This is a genomic window from Streptomyces sp. NPDC033174 (assembly GCF_055577795.1).
Genome location: NZ_JBVIPQ010000007.1, coordinates 338173 through 353317, shown reverse-complemented (window position 1 = coordinate 353317; position 15145 = coordinate 338173). Strand labels below are relative to the sequence as shown.

The following is a 15145-nucleotide window of genomic DNA, read 5'->3' as shown; positions in this document are numbered from 1 at the left end:
GGCTCCGGCCCGGCGCCCGGCACCCCTGCCGCCGGCTTCCGGCTTCCGGCTTCAGCCCGGAGCCCGGCCCCGGCCGCCGGGCTTCGGGTTCAGCTCCGAGCCGGCACTAGCCACCAGGCGACGGGTGCGGGCTCAAGCCCTGAGCTCGGGGCCCGGGTTCCGGGCTCTCGGTTCCGGATTCAGCCCCGAGCCCGGCACCCGGACCCAGCTCCCGCCCCGGCCGCCGGGCCCCGGCGTGGCCCCGAGCGCGGACCGGGTTCGGGACCTCGGGCACCGCCCCCGCGCCCCCAGCCCAACCCCCACGTCCGGCGCCATGACCGTCCCGCCCGCCCGTCCGGCCCCCTCCCCTCCCACCCGTACCCGCACCCGCACCCGCACCCGCACCCGCACCCGCCTGAGCGAGAGGTAGTTGTTGCCCCATGACCGGCATTCCCGCCGCTGATCTCGACCTCCCTGTGGCGCCCCCGCGCCGCCGCTTCTCCCCCGCTCCCCCGCCCACCGGCGTCCTTCCGCTCGGGGCGGTCTTCCTCCTGGTCACCGCATCGGCAGCTGCCGTCGTGCTCGCCCGGCCCGAGCGACCCGTCGTCCAGGGTCCGGACGACGCGTGGCTGCGGTGGATGGGGGGACCGCACGACGGCCTCTACGGTGCCTTGGCCGCCGTACTCGACTGGTTCGGCGGGCCCCTCGGTGTCATCGTCCCCGTGGGGCTTCTGGCCCACCTCGCCGTACGCAAGCGCTGGCCGTCACTGCTCTACCTGCTCACCGCGTACCTCGTGGGCAACATGCTCGTCGTCCAGGGACTCAAGTACCTGGTGGACCGGCCGCGCCCCGACAACCCTCTGGTCCGGGTGGACCACGGCTCGTTCCCCTCCGGCCACGCGGCCGGGACCGCGCTCCTCGTCGTGGTCGTGGGCGCGCTGCTGGTCCCGGCGGCCCGCAGACGGACGTGGTGGTGGACCGGTGCGGTGTTCACCGCGGCGATGATGTGGAGCCGCACCTGGCTCCACGCGCACTGGCTCAGCGACGCGCTCGCCAGCGCGACCGTCGGCGCCGGTGCCGCGCTCGTCCTGTGGTGGGCCTTCGCCCCACTACTGGCCCGGGAGGCCGGACCTCACGAAGACTGACGCCGCACCAGGACCGCCTCGATGCGCGGTACATCGGGAGGTGTGCCGCGCTCGACCAGCTCGTGCAGGGCGTCCGCGACGAACGCGGGGGTCGGCAGTTCCAGTCGTACGGTCGTGAGCGGTGGTCGCTGCAGGGCCGAAAGCACGAGGTCGTCGGATCCGACGACCGCCACGTCCTCCGGTACGGCCATGCCCCCGTTCTGGAGGGCGTGCAGCAGCAGCGCCGCGTACTCGTCGTTGTACGCGAACACCCCGTCGAGGCCCAGCTCCCGGACCCGCCGGGCGACCTCGTCGGCCGATTCCTGGGTGTACGCCATGTCCAGCGGGGCGACGGTCGCGGTGCTCCGCGCCGCGACGCCCTGGGCTCCCGCCAGGCGGGGACGCGCGAAGGTGTCCAGACCACGCTCCCTCGGCATGATCACGCCGAGGGTGTGGCGCCCGCGCGAGACGAGGTGTTCGGCGGCCAGAACACCGATGCGCGTCTGGTTGAAGGGCATGGTGTGGACGCCCTCCACCGGCTTGGAGCCGAAGGCCAGCACGCCCCGCACACCGGCCCGGCGCAGGACCTCGGCGGCCTGGGGCGTCAGGCTGTCGCCGTCCAGGGCGACGACCGCGGCGGGGCGCAGTTCCGCCCAGGCGCGTGCCGCGCTGACCGCGTCGGGGAAGCGTCCGGCGTGCAACACCGTGGTGTAGCCGTGCCGTTCGAGCTCGCCGTGCAGTCCGTCGACCCACGTACTGACCAGACTGCCGACCGCCGAGACGGACGCCGGCATCAGCACGAGGTTGCTCCGGCCGGCACGCAGAGAACGGGCGGCGGCGTGCGGTACGTAACCCAACTGGTCCGCCGCCGCGAGGACCCGCGCGCGCGTGGTGTCGCTGACCCGGTGCGCCTGGGTGTTGTTGAGGACGAAGGAGACGGTGGCTCGTGACACGCCCGCCAGGCGCGCCACATCCGCGCTGGTGACGGCTGCGGGCGTGGTCGGCTCCTTGGCCATGGTGTCCTTCCCCGGGTGTGTACCGGTCGTCCGACCGGCCCTTTCCAGGTTACACGCGTCAGAAAGCCGCGCCTCCGGCCCTGGCTTCCCGGGGCCGGAGACGGCTCCGGGCGCACAACGGCCCGCCTCCCGGACTACACGTGTAACCTTCCCAGCCCGCGGGCCTGCATCGAGGCCGAACAGCGCGGCCTGGCCCGGCGGGCCCTCCGGCTTGAGATCCCCTCGTCGCCAACACGGCCGAGGAGAGGCGTCGCCGGCCTATTTCCCGGCCGCGGCCCCGGCATGCAGGCGCCGCACGTACCCCGCGAGGTCGTCGACGGGCCCGGTGACCGCGTCGAAGCGCATGGTGGTCCGGGTGTCCGCGCCGTACCGCTCCCACCTGAGCATGCCGGAGTGGTTGGGGTCCCCGGTCCGGACGAAGGAGATCCATGCCCGGTGCATCGTCCTCGCCAGCCCGTCCCGCGCGACCGGGCTGAGCCCCTGAGCGAGAGGGGCGTGCGACCACTGGTCGAAGTTGTCGAAGACGAAGGGGAGCTCCAGGCAGTGGGCCGCGCCCAGCCTGCCCTCGTACGCGGCGGCCGGGAAGTCGAACTGGTACGCCCAGACCGGCCGGCCCAGCGCGGCCCTGGCCTCGGCCAGCCTCACGGCGGGCACCCGGAACAGCTCATCCGTGATCAGATCCATGAGGACGTCCGCGGGCCGGGCTCCCGGGCGGGCGCGTTCGTACGCCGCGTACACGTCGTCGGCGTCGCCACCGAAGGTGTCGGTGAGCCTGTCGATCACCTGCTCCTTCGTCGCCGCCATGGACCCCTCGTCCAGGGCGAAGCCGAAGTTGGCCTCCTCGCGCGTCCAGCCGATCAGCACGTCGATGTCGGCCGCGGCGCCCTGGAGGAGGGCCTCCGCGGGGTGACGGAACACGGTGACATCGTCCCGCACGGGCAGGAAGGGGGTGGGCCAGTACCCCCATCGCGCGGTCCGGGCGAACAGCCCTCCCGCGGCTTCGATCAGCCGGGTCCAGGGCAGAGCGCGCAGCTCCTCGACGCTCCGCACTCCGGCGATCTCCAGGTACGCGTCCACCCTCTGCCGGTACTCGTCACGGGTCGGGACGCGCAGGCCGAGCGGTGGGCTCTGCAGGATGGCGCGCCGGAACAGGCCCTGGGCGTCGGGGTGACCTGCCAGGGCGGCCGTGGACATGGCGCCTCCCGACTGACCGGCGACCGTGATGGCGTCCGGGTCACCCCCGAAGTACGCGATGTTCTCCCGTACCCAGCGCAGCGCGGCCAGTTGGTCGGTCAGCCAGAGGTTGGCGGTCTCTTCCCCCGCACCTCCCACAGCTCCCGCCGCGTCGGCGCCCTTGTCGAAGGACAGGTAACCGAGCGGGCCCGTACGGTAGTTGAGGGTGACGACGACCATGTCGCCGTCCCGGGCGAACGTTTCGCCCGAGTAGATCGGCAGCGATCCGGAGCCCGAGACGAATCCGCCGCCGTGGATCCAGACCAGCACGGGCCGCCCGGCCCCGTCGGCGGCCGGCGTCCACACGTTGAGCGTCAGGCAGTCGTCGTCGAAGGGCGGGGATCCATGGCCGCCCAGGACGGGGTCACCGCCCTCCAGGAACATCTGCGGGGAGCTGGGGCCGTACGCGGTCGCGTCCCGGGTGCCGCTCCAGTCGGCGGGGGGCCGTGCGGGCCGCCATCGCAGCTCGCCCACCGGCGGCGCGGCATAGGGCACGCCCTTGAACACGGCGACTCCGCCTTCGACGGCACCGCTCAGCCCGCCGGCCGGCAGCCGTACGACGGGTGGTGTCCGACCTTCTGCGTCAGCCATGAATGCCCTCCTGGATCAACGGTCGGCGCTCGGGCGCACCGGCGCACGACGAGCAGAGTATTGCGTATTTTTTTTGATCGTCAACAAAAAGCCAGATAGAGCCCCTCGGGGCGGCCGCCGGCTCATTCCCACAGGCGGCCCGCCGCAGCGCGCACCGCCTCGTCCTCCAGCAGCCGGGAGAACGCCCACCACAGCACCAGTACGACACCCACGCCGGCGGCGGCGCCGGCCACGGTGTCGCTCAACCACTGCGCGTGGAGCCAGGTGCGGCTCCACGCCATCGCGACCTGGAGCCCGAGGGCGAACAGCCACCACCAGCGGCGTACGACGGGAGGGAAGAGCACCACCCCGGCCGCCAGGACGAGCGTCGTCACCATGAAGACCTGCCCCGACGGAAAGGATCCGTCGTTCACCAGAACCCACGGCCGAGGAGGGCGGGGGCGGTCGACGAACCGCTTCACGGGGAGGACGACGATGTTCGTGACGACCGTGGCGGTGAACACGAACAGCGCCGATCTCCAGCGCCCGTAGACGCCGAGACAGCCGGTCAGGGCGAGGGGAAGGATCAGCCCCAGCGGTCCGCCGAGGGTGTCGAGTGCGCGAGCGAACCCGGTCGCCGCGCCTGAGGGCGCTCCGCTCATCCAGCTCATCCAGCGGTCGTCGATGCCCTGGAAGAACGGCCGCCCGTCGCCGGTGGCGGCCAGGCCGATGGCGAGGAAAGCGGCCAGCAGGACCGATCCGGTGATCAGCGCTCCGCGCGGCGGGGCGGCCGGGACGGGGTGACGGGGAGGGCGACCGGGCGGCGATTGCCGGTCGGTGACGGAAGACGAACTGGGCATGGGGTCGGGTCCTTTCCGGTGAGGTCACGGAGTCGTACGCGCCCCGCTCCGGGCACACCACGCCAACGCCTGTCGCGCGGCCGTGCGGGACAGGGCGGGAGAGGTGCGCGGTAAGGGAACGGCGGCGGCGCGTCTTGGCGCAAAGCCGCGAGGCAAGCGAGCGTGGCGCATGCACCACCCCCGGCACAAGTGGTGACCGGCCGGTAGCAACACGTGTAACAAGTGCGTCGCCACACGGTGTCACGATTGCTGAGAAATTAGGGGCTACCCCTACCCAAGGCTGGACTCCGAGTGCTACACAGTGCCTGTTGCCGCCGAATGACACGTGTAACTGCGGTGGGTGACTCGATGGTCAGGTCCCGAACGTCCGCGGTCACCCCTCCCCACGCGGCTCACCCGACGTTCCGCCTGCTCCCCCTTCGCCTTCACCTTCCCCTCCCCCCTTTCCGGCCTCGCCCCCGCTCCCGCCCGTCCCCGAGGAGTCGCCATGACCACCGATGAACTGATCCAGCCCAGCGCACCCGACGCGGCGGATCCCCCGCGCCGCCACGGACTGATGCTTCTGCTCCTGATCGCCAACTCGGCGATGCTCGCCGTGTACATGGGCGTGGGCGCGGTGCTGCTGCCGACCCAGATCGCCGCGATCGACCCCGTCAACAAGGTCGCCATCCTCGGCATCGTGGGCGGTGTGAGCTCGGTCTTCGCCACCGCGTTCAACCCGATCGCCGGCGCCCTGTCGGACCGTACCGGCCGCCGCAATCCGTGGATCCTCGGCGGCGCGTTCGCTTCGCTGGCCGGGCTGGCGTTCCTGGGCAGCGTGCGGACCGCGCTGCTCGTGGGCATCGGCTGGTGCCTCGTGCAGGCGACGATGAACGTGTACCAGGCCGCGGTCACCGCCGTCGTGCCCGACCGGATCCCGATGGCCCACCGCGGCCGCGCGTCCGCCGTGGTCGGTCTGGGACTGCCGATCGGCGGTACGGCCGGGGTGATGATCGCGTCGAAGACGGCAGCCCACCTGACCACCGGCTACCTCGTGTTCGGAGCCATAGTGGCCGGAGCGGCCGTTCTGCTCAGCGTGTTCTGCCGCGACACGCCCGGCAATGCGGTGTCCGACGACCTGCCCGGAGACAACGCGTCCGGCCTCAAAGCGGCTTCGGGCGAGGACGGGTCGCCGACGACGCCCGCGCCCTCTTCCCCGCCTGCCCGGCGCGCGCGGCTCGCCGCCTTCGTGTCCGCCCTCGCGGACCACGACTTCCGGTGGGCGTTCATCGGACGGGCCCTGATGGTGCTCGGCTACTTCTCCGTCGTGGGCTACCAGCTGTACATCCTCGACGATCACATTGCGCTGCCCGCCGGTCTCGACCCGACCGAGGCCATGGCGATCCTCACGCCGGTGTCGATGGCCGCCATGGCCCTGTCCACCGTGGCCGGCGGCGTGCTGTCCGACCGCTGGAACCGGCGCAAGATCTTCGTCGCCATGTCGGCCGCGCTCGCCGGACTGGTGATGGCGGTCCCCGTGATCAGCCCCACCTGGACCGGCATGCTCGTCTTCAGCGCCCTCAACGGTCTCGCGTTCGGCTGCTTCATGGCCGTCGACACCGCGGTGGTCACTCTCGTCCTGCCCCGGGCCGAGGACGCCGCCCGCGACATGGGCGTACTGAACATCGCCAACGCCGGACCGCAGATCGTCGCGCCGTTCGTCGCCTCCGCCGTCGTGACGGCGCTGGGGGGGTACACCCCGCTGTTCCTCGTGGGCGGCGCCCTGTCGCTGCTGGGAGCGCTGGCGATCCTCCCGATCCGCGGCGTCCGCTGACCATCCCTCCCCGGCCGACCGGCCGACCGGACCACCCCGCTTCCCCCCTTCCAAGGAGTACTCCGTGAGACGCAAGCACGTTCTGCCGCTGGTCGGCACACCCGTGGCCGCACTGCTGCTGTGCACGCCCGCCCTTGCTGATACGAGCACCGCGGCGGCAGATCCGCAGGACGCGCCGGCGGGTCCGCTCCGGATCCTGCTGACCAATGACGACGGCTACAACGCCCCGGGCATCCGGCTGATGTACCAGCGGCTCACCGCCGCGGGTCATGAGGTCACCATCGTCGCCCCGCTCACCAACCAGAGCGGTGCCGGGACGAAGATGATGAGCGCGACCAGCGTCAAGGTCAGCCACCCCGAACCACGCGTGTGGACGGTCGACGGCACCCCCGGCGACTCGGTCTCCTTCGGCCTCTCCGAGGTCTTCGCCGACAAGGCGCCCGACCTGGTCGTCTCGGGTACCAACTTCGGCCCCAACGTGGCCGTTCTGGCCACCCATTCGGGAACGGTCGGCGGCGCCGTGGCAGCCCTGGAGCACGGCGTTCCGGCGATCGCCGTGAGCACCGGCGGGCTCACGGCCCCGGTACTCGAACCCGTACTCAACGCCATGCGGCCGACCAATGACTTCACCGTCAAGCTCATCGACCGTCTCCGGTCGCGGGCGAACAACGGACGGCTGTTGCCACAGGGCGTGGGGCTGAACGTCAACCACCCCGTGGTCGGTGCGGACGGTACGGGGCTCGCCCGCGGCGCCGCCGTCACGACGCAGGATCCGCAGCCGGTGCTCGCGGCGGACTACACCGACGCGGGCGACGGCACCTGGAAGGTGAACGTCGCCGTGGTCTCCGAACCCGCCGTGAAGGGCGGAGACGTGGAGGCGGTCAGTGCGGACAAGGTGTCCGTCACGCCCATCACCCCGGACTGGAACACCGGCCCGGCCGACTTCGCCAAGGCGGCGACGCTGCTCGCCGGCCTGCGTCCCTGAGGCATGTCCCTTGCCCCGCCCGCTCGTTCGGGCCGATCCGTGCCTCTCCTGAGGGGCTCGGAGGCCCGGGCGGGCGGCGCGGCCCTCCCCCGGCTCACTCACCCGTCAATACATGTCATGACTATGACCATGCTGGAGGACAAGTGGAGAGATCACGCATGGCCCGCCTCCGGGGGGCTCCGCTCCTGATGCTGGCCCTCGCTGCCCTGGTCGCTCAGTTGTCGGTGGCCCCGCCGGCTCCGGCCGCTCCCCGGTCCCCACGTCCGGTGGCCGCCACGGACCAGGGCCTGCTCGCCGGGCAGATCCATGACAACGCCGAGGAGTTCCTGGGCATCCCCTACGCTCAGCCGCCGGTGGGCGACCTCCGCTTCCGTCCGCCGAGGCAGCCCGCACGGTGGAGCGGGATGCGGGACGCCACGCAACTGGCGCCCGCCTGCACGCAGTTCTCGCCGTTCGGCCTCCGGGACCCCCGGAACGTGAGCGAGGACTGCCTCTACCTGGACGTCCACCGCCCGCGCGGCGCCCGGCCGGGTGACCGCCTGCCCGTACTCTTCTGGGTCCACGGCGGCGCCTACAGCCAGGGCACGGGAACCCAGTTCGGCGGCCGTACGATGGCCGATCTGACCGACAGCGTGGTCGTGTCCATCAACTACCGGGTCGGGCAGCTCGGGTACCTCGCCGTCCCGGAGCTCACCCGGGAGAACGCGCTCGTGTCCGGTTCGTACGGTCTGATGGACCAGATCGCCGCGCTGCGCTGGACGCACGACAACATCGCCTCCTTCGGCGGCGACCCGGCCGCGGTCACCGTCTGGGGCCAGTCCGCCGGCGGCGGCTCGGTCTGCGCGATGCTCGCCTCGCCGCGGGCGGCCCGCCTCTTCTCGCGCGCCATCGTGCAGAGCGGGCCGTGCACGCCTCTGCTCGGCGCCCCCGGCCCCGAGCGGGCCGCCGCCGAGGGCCGCGCCTTCGCCGCCGCGGCCGGCTGCCCGGACCCCGTCACGAGCGCCGACTGCCTTCGCAAGGCGCCGGCCGCCGACCTGATCGCCGCCGCGCGGAGGCATCCGACGGAAGGTCCCGCCTTCGGCGACCGCCTGCTGCCCGTGCAGCCGTCCGAGGCCATCGCCTCCGGTGCGTGGAACCAGGTGCCGGTCCTGATCGGCAGCACACGGGCGGAGAGCCGGCTCTTCGTCGCGTTCACCCAGCCGTATCTCACGGCGGAGCAGTACGCCGACCAGATCACCGCGACGTACGGACCGGCGGCCTCACAGGTGCTGGACCACTACCCCGTCTCCGGCCACCCCTCCCCCTACCACGCGATGTCCGCCGTCCTCACGGACTCGGCCTTCGCCTGCCACACCCTCCGCTCCGCGAAGTCCTTCGCCACCCAAGTACCGACCTTTGCCTACGAGTTCGACGACCCGGACTCTCCCACGCTGTACGGGGCTCAGGTCCCGGGAGTGGACATGTCCAACGCCCACAGCGCCGAACTCGCCTACCTCCACGACTTCACCATGGGCGAGCGGCCCCTGACCGCCGACCAGGTCGCGCTCGCCACGGAGATGAAGCGCCGCTGGGGAGCGTTCGCCCGCACCGGCGACCCGAACATCGCCGGTGAGACGCAGTGGCCGGCCACCGGCCACCGGCAGCACACCGTCCTGACCCTGAAGCCCCACGGGACCCGGACCTCGACCTCGTTCACGGCCGATCACCAGTGCGCCTTCTGGGACGGCCTGGACTCCTCCGCCGGCCGAGGGTGACCCCCGTCGATCGAGAAGGCCGTCGAGGCCGTCTCCGGCGCTTTGCTCGAGCAGGCCGGGAGTGACGGGGGCCCGGGGGCCTCGGCCCGCGTCTCCTGGAACGGCCGGGCCTCCTTCCCCTCCGCCTTGCCCTTCCGCCTTCTTACGGTCGGATCAGGGGCTCGACCCGGACAGGTCCTGCCCGGAGCGGCGCCCCGCCGAGGCGGTCCCGGCCGCCCCGGACACGTACGGGGACGGGCACGCCGGTCGGGACCCGGCGGCCCCGCTCCCCGCAGCCGTCGCGGTCCGCGTCGTACGCCGCGCGCCGTCGCGGGTCACGCAGCGTGGCGTAGGCGATCAGGACCTCGGCCAGCTCTTCGGCCGCCGCCGGGGCTCTCGCGACGGAAGCGGGATCCGGGGCGGGAGAAGGAGCGGGAGCGGTGTCGGGGTGCAGGGCGCGGACCAGTCCGCGATAGGCGGCGGTGATCTGGCCGGCCGACGCGGACGGCTCGACCCCGAGCACGGCGTAGAGGTCACGCCCCTGGTGTGATCGCGCCATCGACCTCACCTCCTCCGCCGGAGGCGTCCGACCCGCGGATGCCGCGGCCACCTCCTCGGTACCCGGATAGAACCCGGCGGGGCTGTTGTCAAGATGTCCGCTTTAAGCTATATGAGTGACATGAGCGCAGAGTGACAGTGCGCGACGAGGGCCGAAGCGCGGGAGGAGGAGAGCATCATGCCGCGCGCAGTCGGTATCGACCTCGGGACGACGAATTCGGTGGTCTGCGTGCTGGAAGGCGGCGAGCCCACCGTCATCACCAACACGGAGGGCGCCAGGACCACGCCGTCCGTCGTCGCCTTCGCCAAGAACGGCGAGGTACTGGTCGGCGAGATCGCCAAGCGCCAGGCCGTGACGAACGTGGATTTCACCGCACGGTCGGTCAAACGGCACATGGGCGAGGCGCAGTGGCGCTTCCCGGAGTCCACCGACGTCGGCGGCAAGCGCTACACCGCCCAGGAGATCTCGGCGCGCGTGCTGCAGAAGCTCAAGCGTGACGCCGAGGCGTATCTGGGCGAGGACGTCTCGGACGCCGTCATCACCGTCCCCGCGTACTTCAACGACAGCCAGCGCACGGCGACCAAGGAGGCCGGTGAGATCGCGGGGCTGAACGTTCTGCGGATCATCAATGAGCCGACGTCCGCCGCCCTGGCCTACGGTCTGGACAAGGAGACCGACCAGACCGTCCTCGTGTTCGACCTGGGTGGCGGCACCTTCGACGTGTCGCTCCTGGAGATCGGCGAGGGCGTGGTCGAGGTGAAGGCCACCAACGGTGACACGCACCTCGGTGGTGACGACTGGGACCAGCGGATCGTGGACCACCTGGCCAAGCAGTTCAAGAACGCCCACGGCATCGACCTGACCCAGGACAGGATGGCGACGCAGCGTCTGCGCGAGGCTGCGGAGAAGGCGAAGATCGAGCTCTCGTCCGCGACCGAGACGACGATCAACCTGCCCTACATCACGGCCTCCGCCGAGGGCCCGCTGCACCTGGACGAGAAGCTCACCCGCGCCCAGTTCGAGGAGCTCACCAAGGACCTGCTGGAGCGCTGCAAAGCCCCGTTCCACCAGGCCATCAAGGACGCCGGAGCCAAGCTCTCCGCCATCGACCGGGTGATCCTGGTGGGCGGCTCGACGCGGATGCCGGCGGTGACCGCCCTGGTCAGGGAGCTGACCGGCAAGGAGCCGCACAAGGGTGTGAACCCCGACGAGGTCGTCGCGGTCGGCGCCGCCCTCCAGGCGGGCGTCATGAAGGGTGAGGTCAAGGACGTCCTGCTGCTCGACGTGACCCCGCTGTCGCTCGGTATCGAGACCAAGGGCGGCATCATGACCAAGCTCATCGAGCGCAACACCACGATCCCGACCAGACGCTCGGAGGTCTTCACGACGGCCGAGGACAACCAGTCGTCCGTGCAGATCCAGGTCTACCAGGGCGAGCGCGAGATCGCGGCGTACAACAAGAAGCTCGGGATGTTCGAGCTGACCGGTCTGCCGCCGGCCCCGCGCGGGGTCCCGCAGATCGAGGTCGCCTTCGACATCGACGCCAACGGCATCATGCACGTGACCGCGAAGGACCTGGGCACGGGCAAGGAGCAGAAGATGACCGTCACCGGCGGCTCGGCACTGCCCCGACAGGACATCGACCGCATGGTCCGCGACGCGGAGGAGTACGCGGAGGAGGACCACCGCCGCCGCGAGGCCGCGGAGACCCGCAACCAGGGTGAGCAGCTCGTCTACCAGACCGAACGGCTGCTGGCCGACAACGCCGGCAGGATTCCCGGCGATGTGCGGGGTGAGACGGAGACGGCTCTGGCCGAGCTGAAGGAAGCGCTCAAGAACGAGTCCGCGGACGACGGCCACACCGCCGCCCTGCGCCGGGCCATCGACACCCTCGCGGCGGCGGCCCAGAAGGCCGGCACCGCTCTCTACGCCCAAGCAGGGAGCGGCAGCGGTGGTGCGGGAGGCACGGGCACGGGCACGGACGCGTCTACGGGTACGGCCTCCGACGACGAGGTCGTCGACGCGGAGATCCTCGACGAGGACAACCAGCAGGGCGACAAGCGGCAGGGGGAGGGATGAACCGCCCCGGCGGCGCCCGCCGTTCCGGTGACCGCCGGCTGGCCGTCGTACGGGACGAGCCCGGCGCGGGGGCCCTGGCTCCCCGGCCCCGGGGCGACGTCGAGCCGCACCCGTCGGCCTCCGCGCCGCCGTCGCCCGAGGCGGACGCGCTGCGTGCGGAGCTGCGGGAGCGGACCGCCGACCTCCGGCGGGTGACGTCGGAGTACCACGCCTATCGCGAGCGCGTTCGGCGCGACCGCCTGGCGGTTCGCGAGATCGCCGTCGCCAATGTGCTCGGCGGTCTGCTCCCCGTCCTCGACGCCGTGGCCCGGGCCCGGGAACTCGAGGAACTGCCCGCCGGATTCCGGCAGGTCGCCGAGCTGCTCGAGAGCCGTATGGCGGCGCTGGGCCTGGAAACATTCGGCGAGGCGGGTGATCCGTTCGACCCGTCCGTGCACGAGGCCGTCGCGTACAGCCACAGCGACGAGGTGGACCGCCCGACGTGCGTCGGGATCCCCCGCCTCGGCTACCGGGTGGGCGGCCGTCTTCTGCGCCCGGCCCAGGCGGAGGTCGCCGAGCCCCGGCCGGCTCCGGAGGCGAGTGAAGGGTGAGTGAGGCCGCTCGGGGGCCCTGGCGTCTGCCTCGCGTCAGTTCTGCCGCAGCGTGCGCTCGCCCGCCGGTGCCGCGTCCTGATGCGCTGCCAGCGCGGCGGCCGCGGTGGGGTGGACGGGCAGGAAAGTGTCGACTCCGGTCATGGAGAGGACCCGGGCGAGCCGTTCGGGGATGGCGGCCAGGGTCAGCGATCCCCCCGCGCCCTTGGCCGCGTGCCAGATGCTGATGAGGGCGCTGAGGCCGGCCGAGTCGCAGAATGTGACGCCCGCCATGTCGAGGATCAGGTGGGTGTGCGGGCGTCGTTGCTCGATGAGCTCCAGGCTCTTGTCGCGCAGGGTCGGTGCGGTGTGCAGATCCAGCTGCCCGCTGACGGTGGCAAGGGTGAACGGACCGTCGGTGGGCTGGGCGGTGAGATGAAGTTGCTCGGTCACGTCGCTCATCGTTCCTGGGCAGGGGACTCGGATGCGGCGGTGGTGTGGGCCGTGGCGGCGACGACGGGGTCGGCCGCGGAGGCGGAGGTCGGTACGGACAGGGCCAGCAGGGCCACGTCGTCGCTCGCGCCGTCGGGCATGGAGGACAGCAGTTCGGCCGTCTCGTCCACCAGTGAGGTGGCGCTCAGGGGGGCGGTGCGCTCGTGGAGGAAGCCGACCAGGCCTTCGTCTCCGAGCATGGCGCCGTGGGAGGTACGGGCCTCCGTCAGGCCGTCGGTGTAGAGCAGGAGCCCGTCGCCGGGGGCCAGACGGAAGGTGGTGCTCGTGAAGTGCGCCTCGGGGAAGGCGCCGACGAGCATGCCGCCCTTGGGCCGTACCGCCTTCACCCACAGCTCGTCGGTGTCCTGCTCGGGGTGCAGGTGGTAGGCCGGTGGGTGTCCGCCGGTGGCCAGCGTCACGGTGAAGCCGCCCGCCTCGCTGGGGGTGAGCAGGCCGAAGACGGCGGTGCAGAAGCGACTCCCGGCCATGACGTCGTTGAGCAGGACGGTGTTGAGCGCGCTCAGCACGGTCACCGGTTCGGGGTCGATCTGGGCGGCGGCGCGCAGGGTGTGACGGGTCAGTGCGGTGACGGTCGCGGCCTCGGCGCCCTTGCCGCACACGTCGCCCAGGAAGAACGCCCACCGGCCCTGGTCGACGGGGAAGACGTCGTAGAAGTCACCGCCCACGTCGTGCACGGAGGCGGTGCGGTAGTGGCAGGCCAGCTCCAGGCCCGGTACCACCGGCAGCGCGGGCGGCAGCAGGGTGCGCTGGAGGGTCGAGGCGAAGGACGCGATGGCGGCCTTGTCCTTCTCTGCCTGCTCACGCGCCGCACGCTCGAGCTCGGCCCGCTCGTGTTCGATGAGGGCGTAGCGGCTCTCCGCGTGGCGCCGCTCCTGCTCGTCGCGCAGCGCGCGCAGCGCGGACAGCCGCAGCTCCAGCTCGTCCATCACGATCGCCGCGAGGTCGGACAGCGTGGCCGTGTCCTCCGCGGTGATGGAACGCGGCTTGGTGTCGAGGATGTTGACCGTGCCCAGGCGGTGGCCGTCCCGGGTGGTGATGGGCGCGGCCGCGTAGAAGCGCACCCCCATCGGCCCGGTGACCAGCGGGTTCCCGCACGCCACCTCGTCGAGGAGGGTGTCGGGGATCACCAGCGCGTCGTCCCTGAGGACGGCCGAGCCGCACAGGCCCGGATCGCGGCCGATCTCGGCCACACCCTCGAGACCGTGAGCGGCCTTGAACCAGATCCGGTCGCTGTCCACGATCGTGACCGTCGCCACAGGGACGTCGAAGAGACGAGCGGCCAGCGAGGCGACCCGGTCGAACGCCCCGTCGGGCGGGGTGTCGAGCACGTCATAGCGGCGCACGGCCGCGATGCGGTCGGCCTCCGCAGCCGTGTCCTCCACCAACTGCGGACGGGGCCTGGACTTCTGCTCCGGTACCGAAGCCTGTTGGGTCACCAGTCTCCACCTCCGTCGGGCCCCAGGCCGACGAAGACGGCGCGAGACCGGCTCAGCCTAAACGGAACGTGCTCGTCCCTACCAATGTGATCGTCATCGCGCACACGACCGCGTGGTCCGGACGTTTTGCCACCCGCTCCCAGGTAACCCGAATGGTGACAATCTGCCGGAAAAGACAGCGAATCAAAGGAGATCGATCATGCCTGCAGGGTCCGGCTCCAAGCGGGAGCGGCAGTACGAGCACATCAAGGAGAGCGCTGAGGAACGCGGAGCTTCGACCGGCCGCGCCAAGGAGATGGCGGCCCGGACGGTCAACAAGCAGCGCGCCCAGTCGGGCGAGACCAAGTCCTCCAACAGCGGTTCCAGCAAGGGAAAGTCCTCCTCGCAGCGCGGCGGCGAGAAGTCCCGGAGCTCCGGCGGCGGCGGAAAGTCCTCGGGCTCGGGACCGACGCGGGACCAGCTGTACGAGGAGGCCAAGAAGAAGGGCGTCGAGGGCCGGTCCACCATGAACAAGGACGAGCTCGCCAAGGCGCTCGGCCACTGAGACAACCCGGCGACGGGGGGGGGGGGGGGGGTGGGGGGGGGGGGGGGGGGGGTGGTTGGGGGGGGGGGGGGGGGGGGGGGGGTTGGGGGGGGGGGGGGGGGAGCATGTCTGGGAGGAGTTGGCGGAGATGCT

Annotated in this window: 13 protein-coding genes; 7 read left to right on the top strand and 6 right to left on the bottom strand. The window is 71.8% G+C overall.

Annotated features, from left to right (window positions below):
• Positions 1-419 precede the first annotated feature (419 nt).
• Positions 420-1124, top strand: a complete 705-nt coding sequence (locus ACZ5VC_RS23575) for a phosphatase PAP2 family protein (protein WP_469122007.1) — start codon at positions 420-422, stop codon at positions 1122-1124.
• On the opposite strand, the gene ACZ5VC_RS23570 is transcribed toward ACZ5VC_RS23575, so the two are convergent.
• From ACZ5VC_RS23570 to ACZ5VC_RS23560, 3 genes are all read right to left on the bottom strand, one after another.
• A complete protein-coding gene (locus ACZ5VC_RS23570) occupies positions 1112-2119 on the bottom strand; it encodes a LacI family DNA-binding transcriptional regulator (protein ID WP_469122006.1) in 1008 nt (335 codons plus the stop codon). The two genes, ACZ5VC_RS23575 and ACZ5VC_RS23570, sit on opposite strands and share 13 nt — an antisense overlap.
• Before the next feature lie 258 nt (positions 2120-2377).
• A complete protein-coding gene (locus ACZ5VC_RS23565; protein WP_469122005.1) occupies positions 2378-3943 on the bottom strand; it encodes a carboxylesterase/lipase family protein in 1566 nt (521 codons plus the stop codon).
• A gap of 122 nt (positions 3944-4065) precedes the next feature.
• On the bottom strand, positions 4066-4782 hold the full coding sequence (locus tag ACZ5VC_RS23560; protein WP_469122004.1) for a phosphatase PAP2 family protein: 717 nt from the start codon (positions 4780-4782) through the stop codon (positions 4066-4068).
• A gap of 487 nt (positions 4783-5269) precedes the next feature.
• On the opposite strand from ACZ5VC_RS23560, the gene ACZ5VC_RS23555 reads away from it, so the two are divergent.
• From ACZ5VC_RS23555 to ACZ5VC_RS23545, 3 genes are all read left to right on the top strand, one after another.
• Positions 5270-6595 (top strand): MFS transporter, encoded by a 1326-nt coding sequence (locus ACZ5VC_RS23555; RefSeq protein WP_469122003.1) that lies wholly within the window; start codon positions 5270-5272, stop codon positions 6593-6595.
• A 64-nt stretch (positions 6596-6659) separates the two neighbouring features.
• The gene (gene surE, locus ACZ5VC_RS23550) at positions 6660-7580 is read left to right on the top strand and encodes a 5'/3'-nucleotidase SurE (RefSeq protein ID WP_469122002.1); all 921 of its coding nucleotides are present in this window, start codon (positions 6660-6662) and stop codon (positions 7578-7580) included.
• Positions 7581-7738: 158 nt separating this feature from the next.
• Positions 7739-9334: a carboxylesterase/lipase family protein gene (locus ACZ5VC_RS23545; protein WP_469122001.1), complete on the top strand. Its 1596-nt coding sequence runs from the start codon at positions 7739-7741 to the stop codon at positions 9332-9334.
• Between the two features lie 142 nt (positions 9335-9476).
• On the opposite strand, the gene ACZ5VC_RS23540 is transcribed toward ACZ5VC_RS23545, so the two are convergent.
• Positions 9477-9872: a DnaJ domain-containing protein gene (locus ACZ5VC_RS23540; RefSeq protein WP_469122000.1), complete on the bottom strand. Its 396-nt coding sequence runs from the start codon at positions 9870-9872 to the stop codon at positions 9477-9479.
• Positions 9873-10049: 177 nt separating this feature from the next.
• On the opposite strand from ACZ5VC_RS23540, the gene dnaK reads away from it, so the two are divergent.
• Positions 10050-11951: a molecular chaperone DnaK gene (dnaK, locus tag ACZ5VC_RS23535; protein WP_469121999.1), complete on the top strand. Its 1902-nt coding sequence runs from the start codon at positions 10050-10052 to the stop codon at positions 11949-11951.
• Positions 11948-12541: a nucleotide exchange factor GrpE gene (gene grpE, locus ACZ5VC_RS23530; RefSeq protein WP_469121998.1), complete on the top strand. Its 594-nt coding sequence runs from the start codon at positions 11948-11950 to the stop codon at positions 12539-12541. Before dnaK ends, grpE begins: the two co-directional genes overlap by 4 nt.
• 36 nt (positions 12542-12577) lie before the next feature.
• On the opposite strand, the gene ACZ5VC_RS23525 is transcribed toward grpE, so the two are convergent.
• Entirely contained in the window at positions 12578-12973 is a 396-nt protein-coding gene (locus ACZ5VC_RS23525) for an STAS domain-containing protein (RefSeq protein ID WP_469121997.1), read from the bottom strand.
• Positions 12974-12978: 5 nt separating this feature from the next.
• The gene (locus ACZ5VC_RS23520) at positions 12979-14469 is read right to left on the bottom strand and encodes a PP2C family protein-serine/threonine phosphatase (protein ID WP_469121996.1); all 1491 of its coding nucleotides are present in this window, start codon (positions 14467-14469) and stop codon (positions 12979-12981) included.
• 199 nt (positions 14470-14668) lie between these two features.
• On the opposite strand from ACZ5VC_RS23520, the gene ACZ5VC_RS23515 reads away from it, so the two are divergent.
• Positions 14669-15013 carry a plasmid stabilization protein gene (locus ACZ5VC_RS23515; protein ID WP_469121995.1) on the top strand — a complete coding sequence of 115 codons (345 nt, stop codon included), beginning with the start codon at positions 14669-14671 and terminating at the stop codon, positions 15011-15013.
• Positions 15014-15145 lie beyond the last annotated feature (132 nt).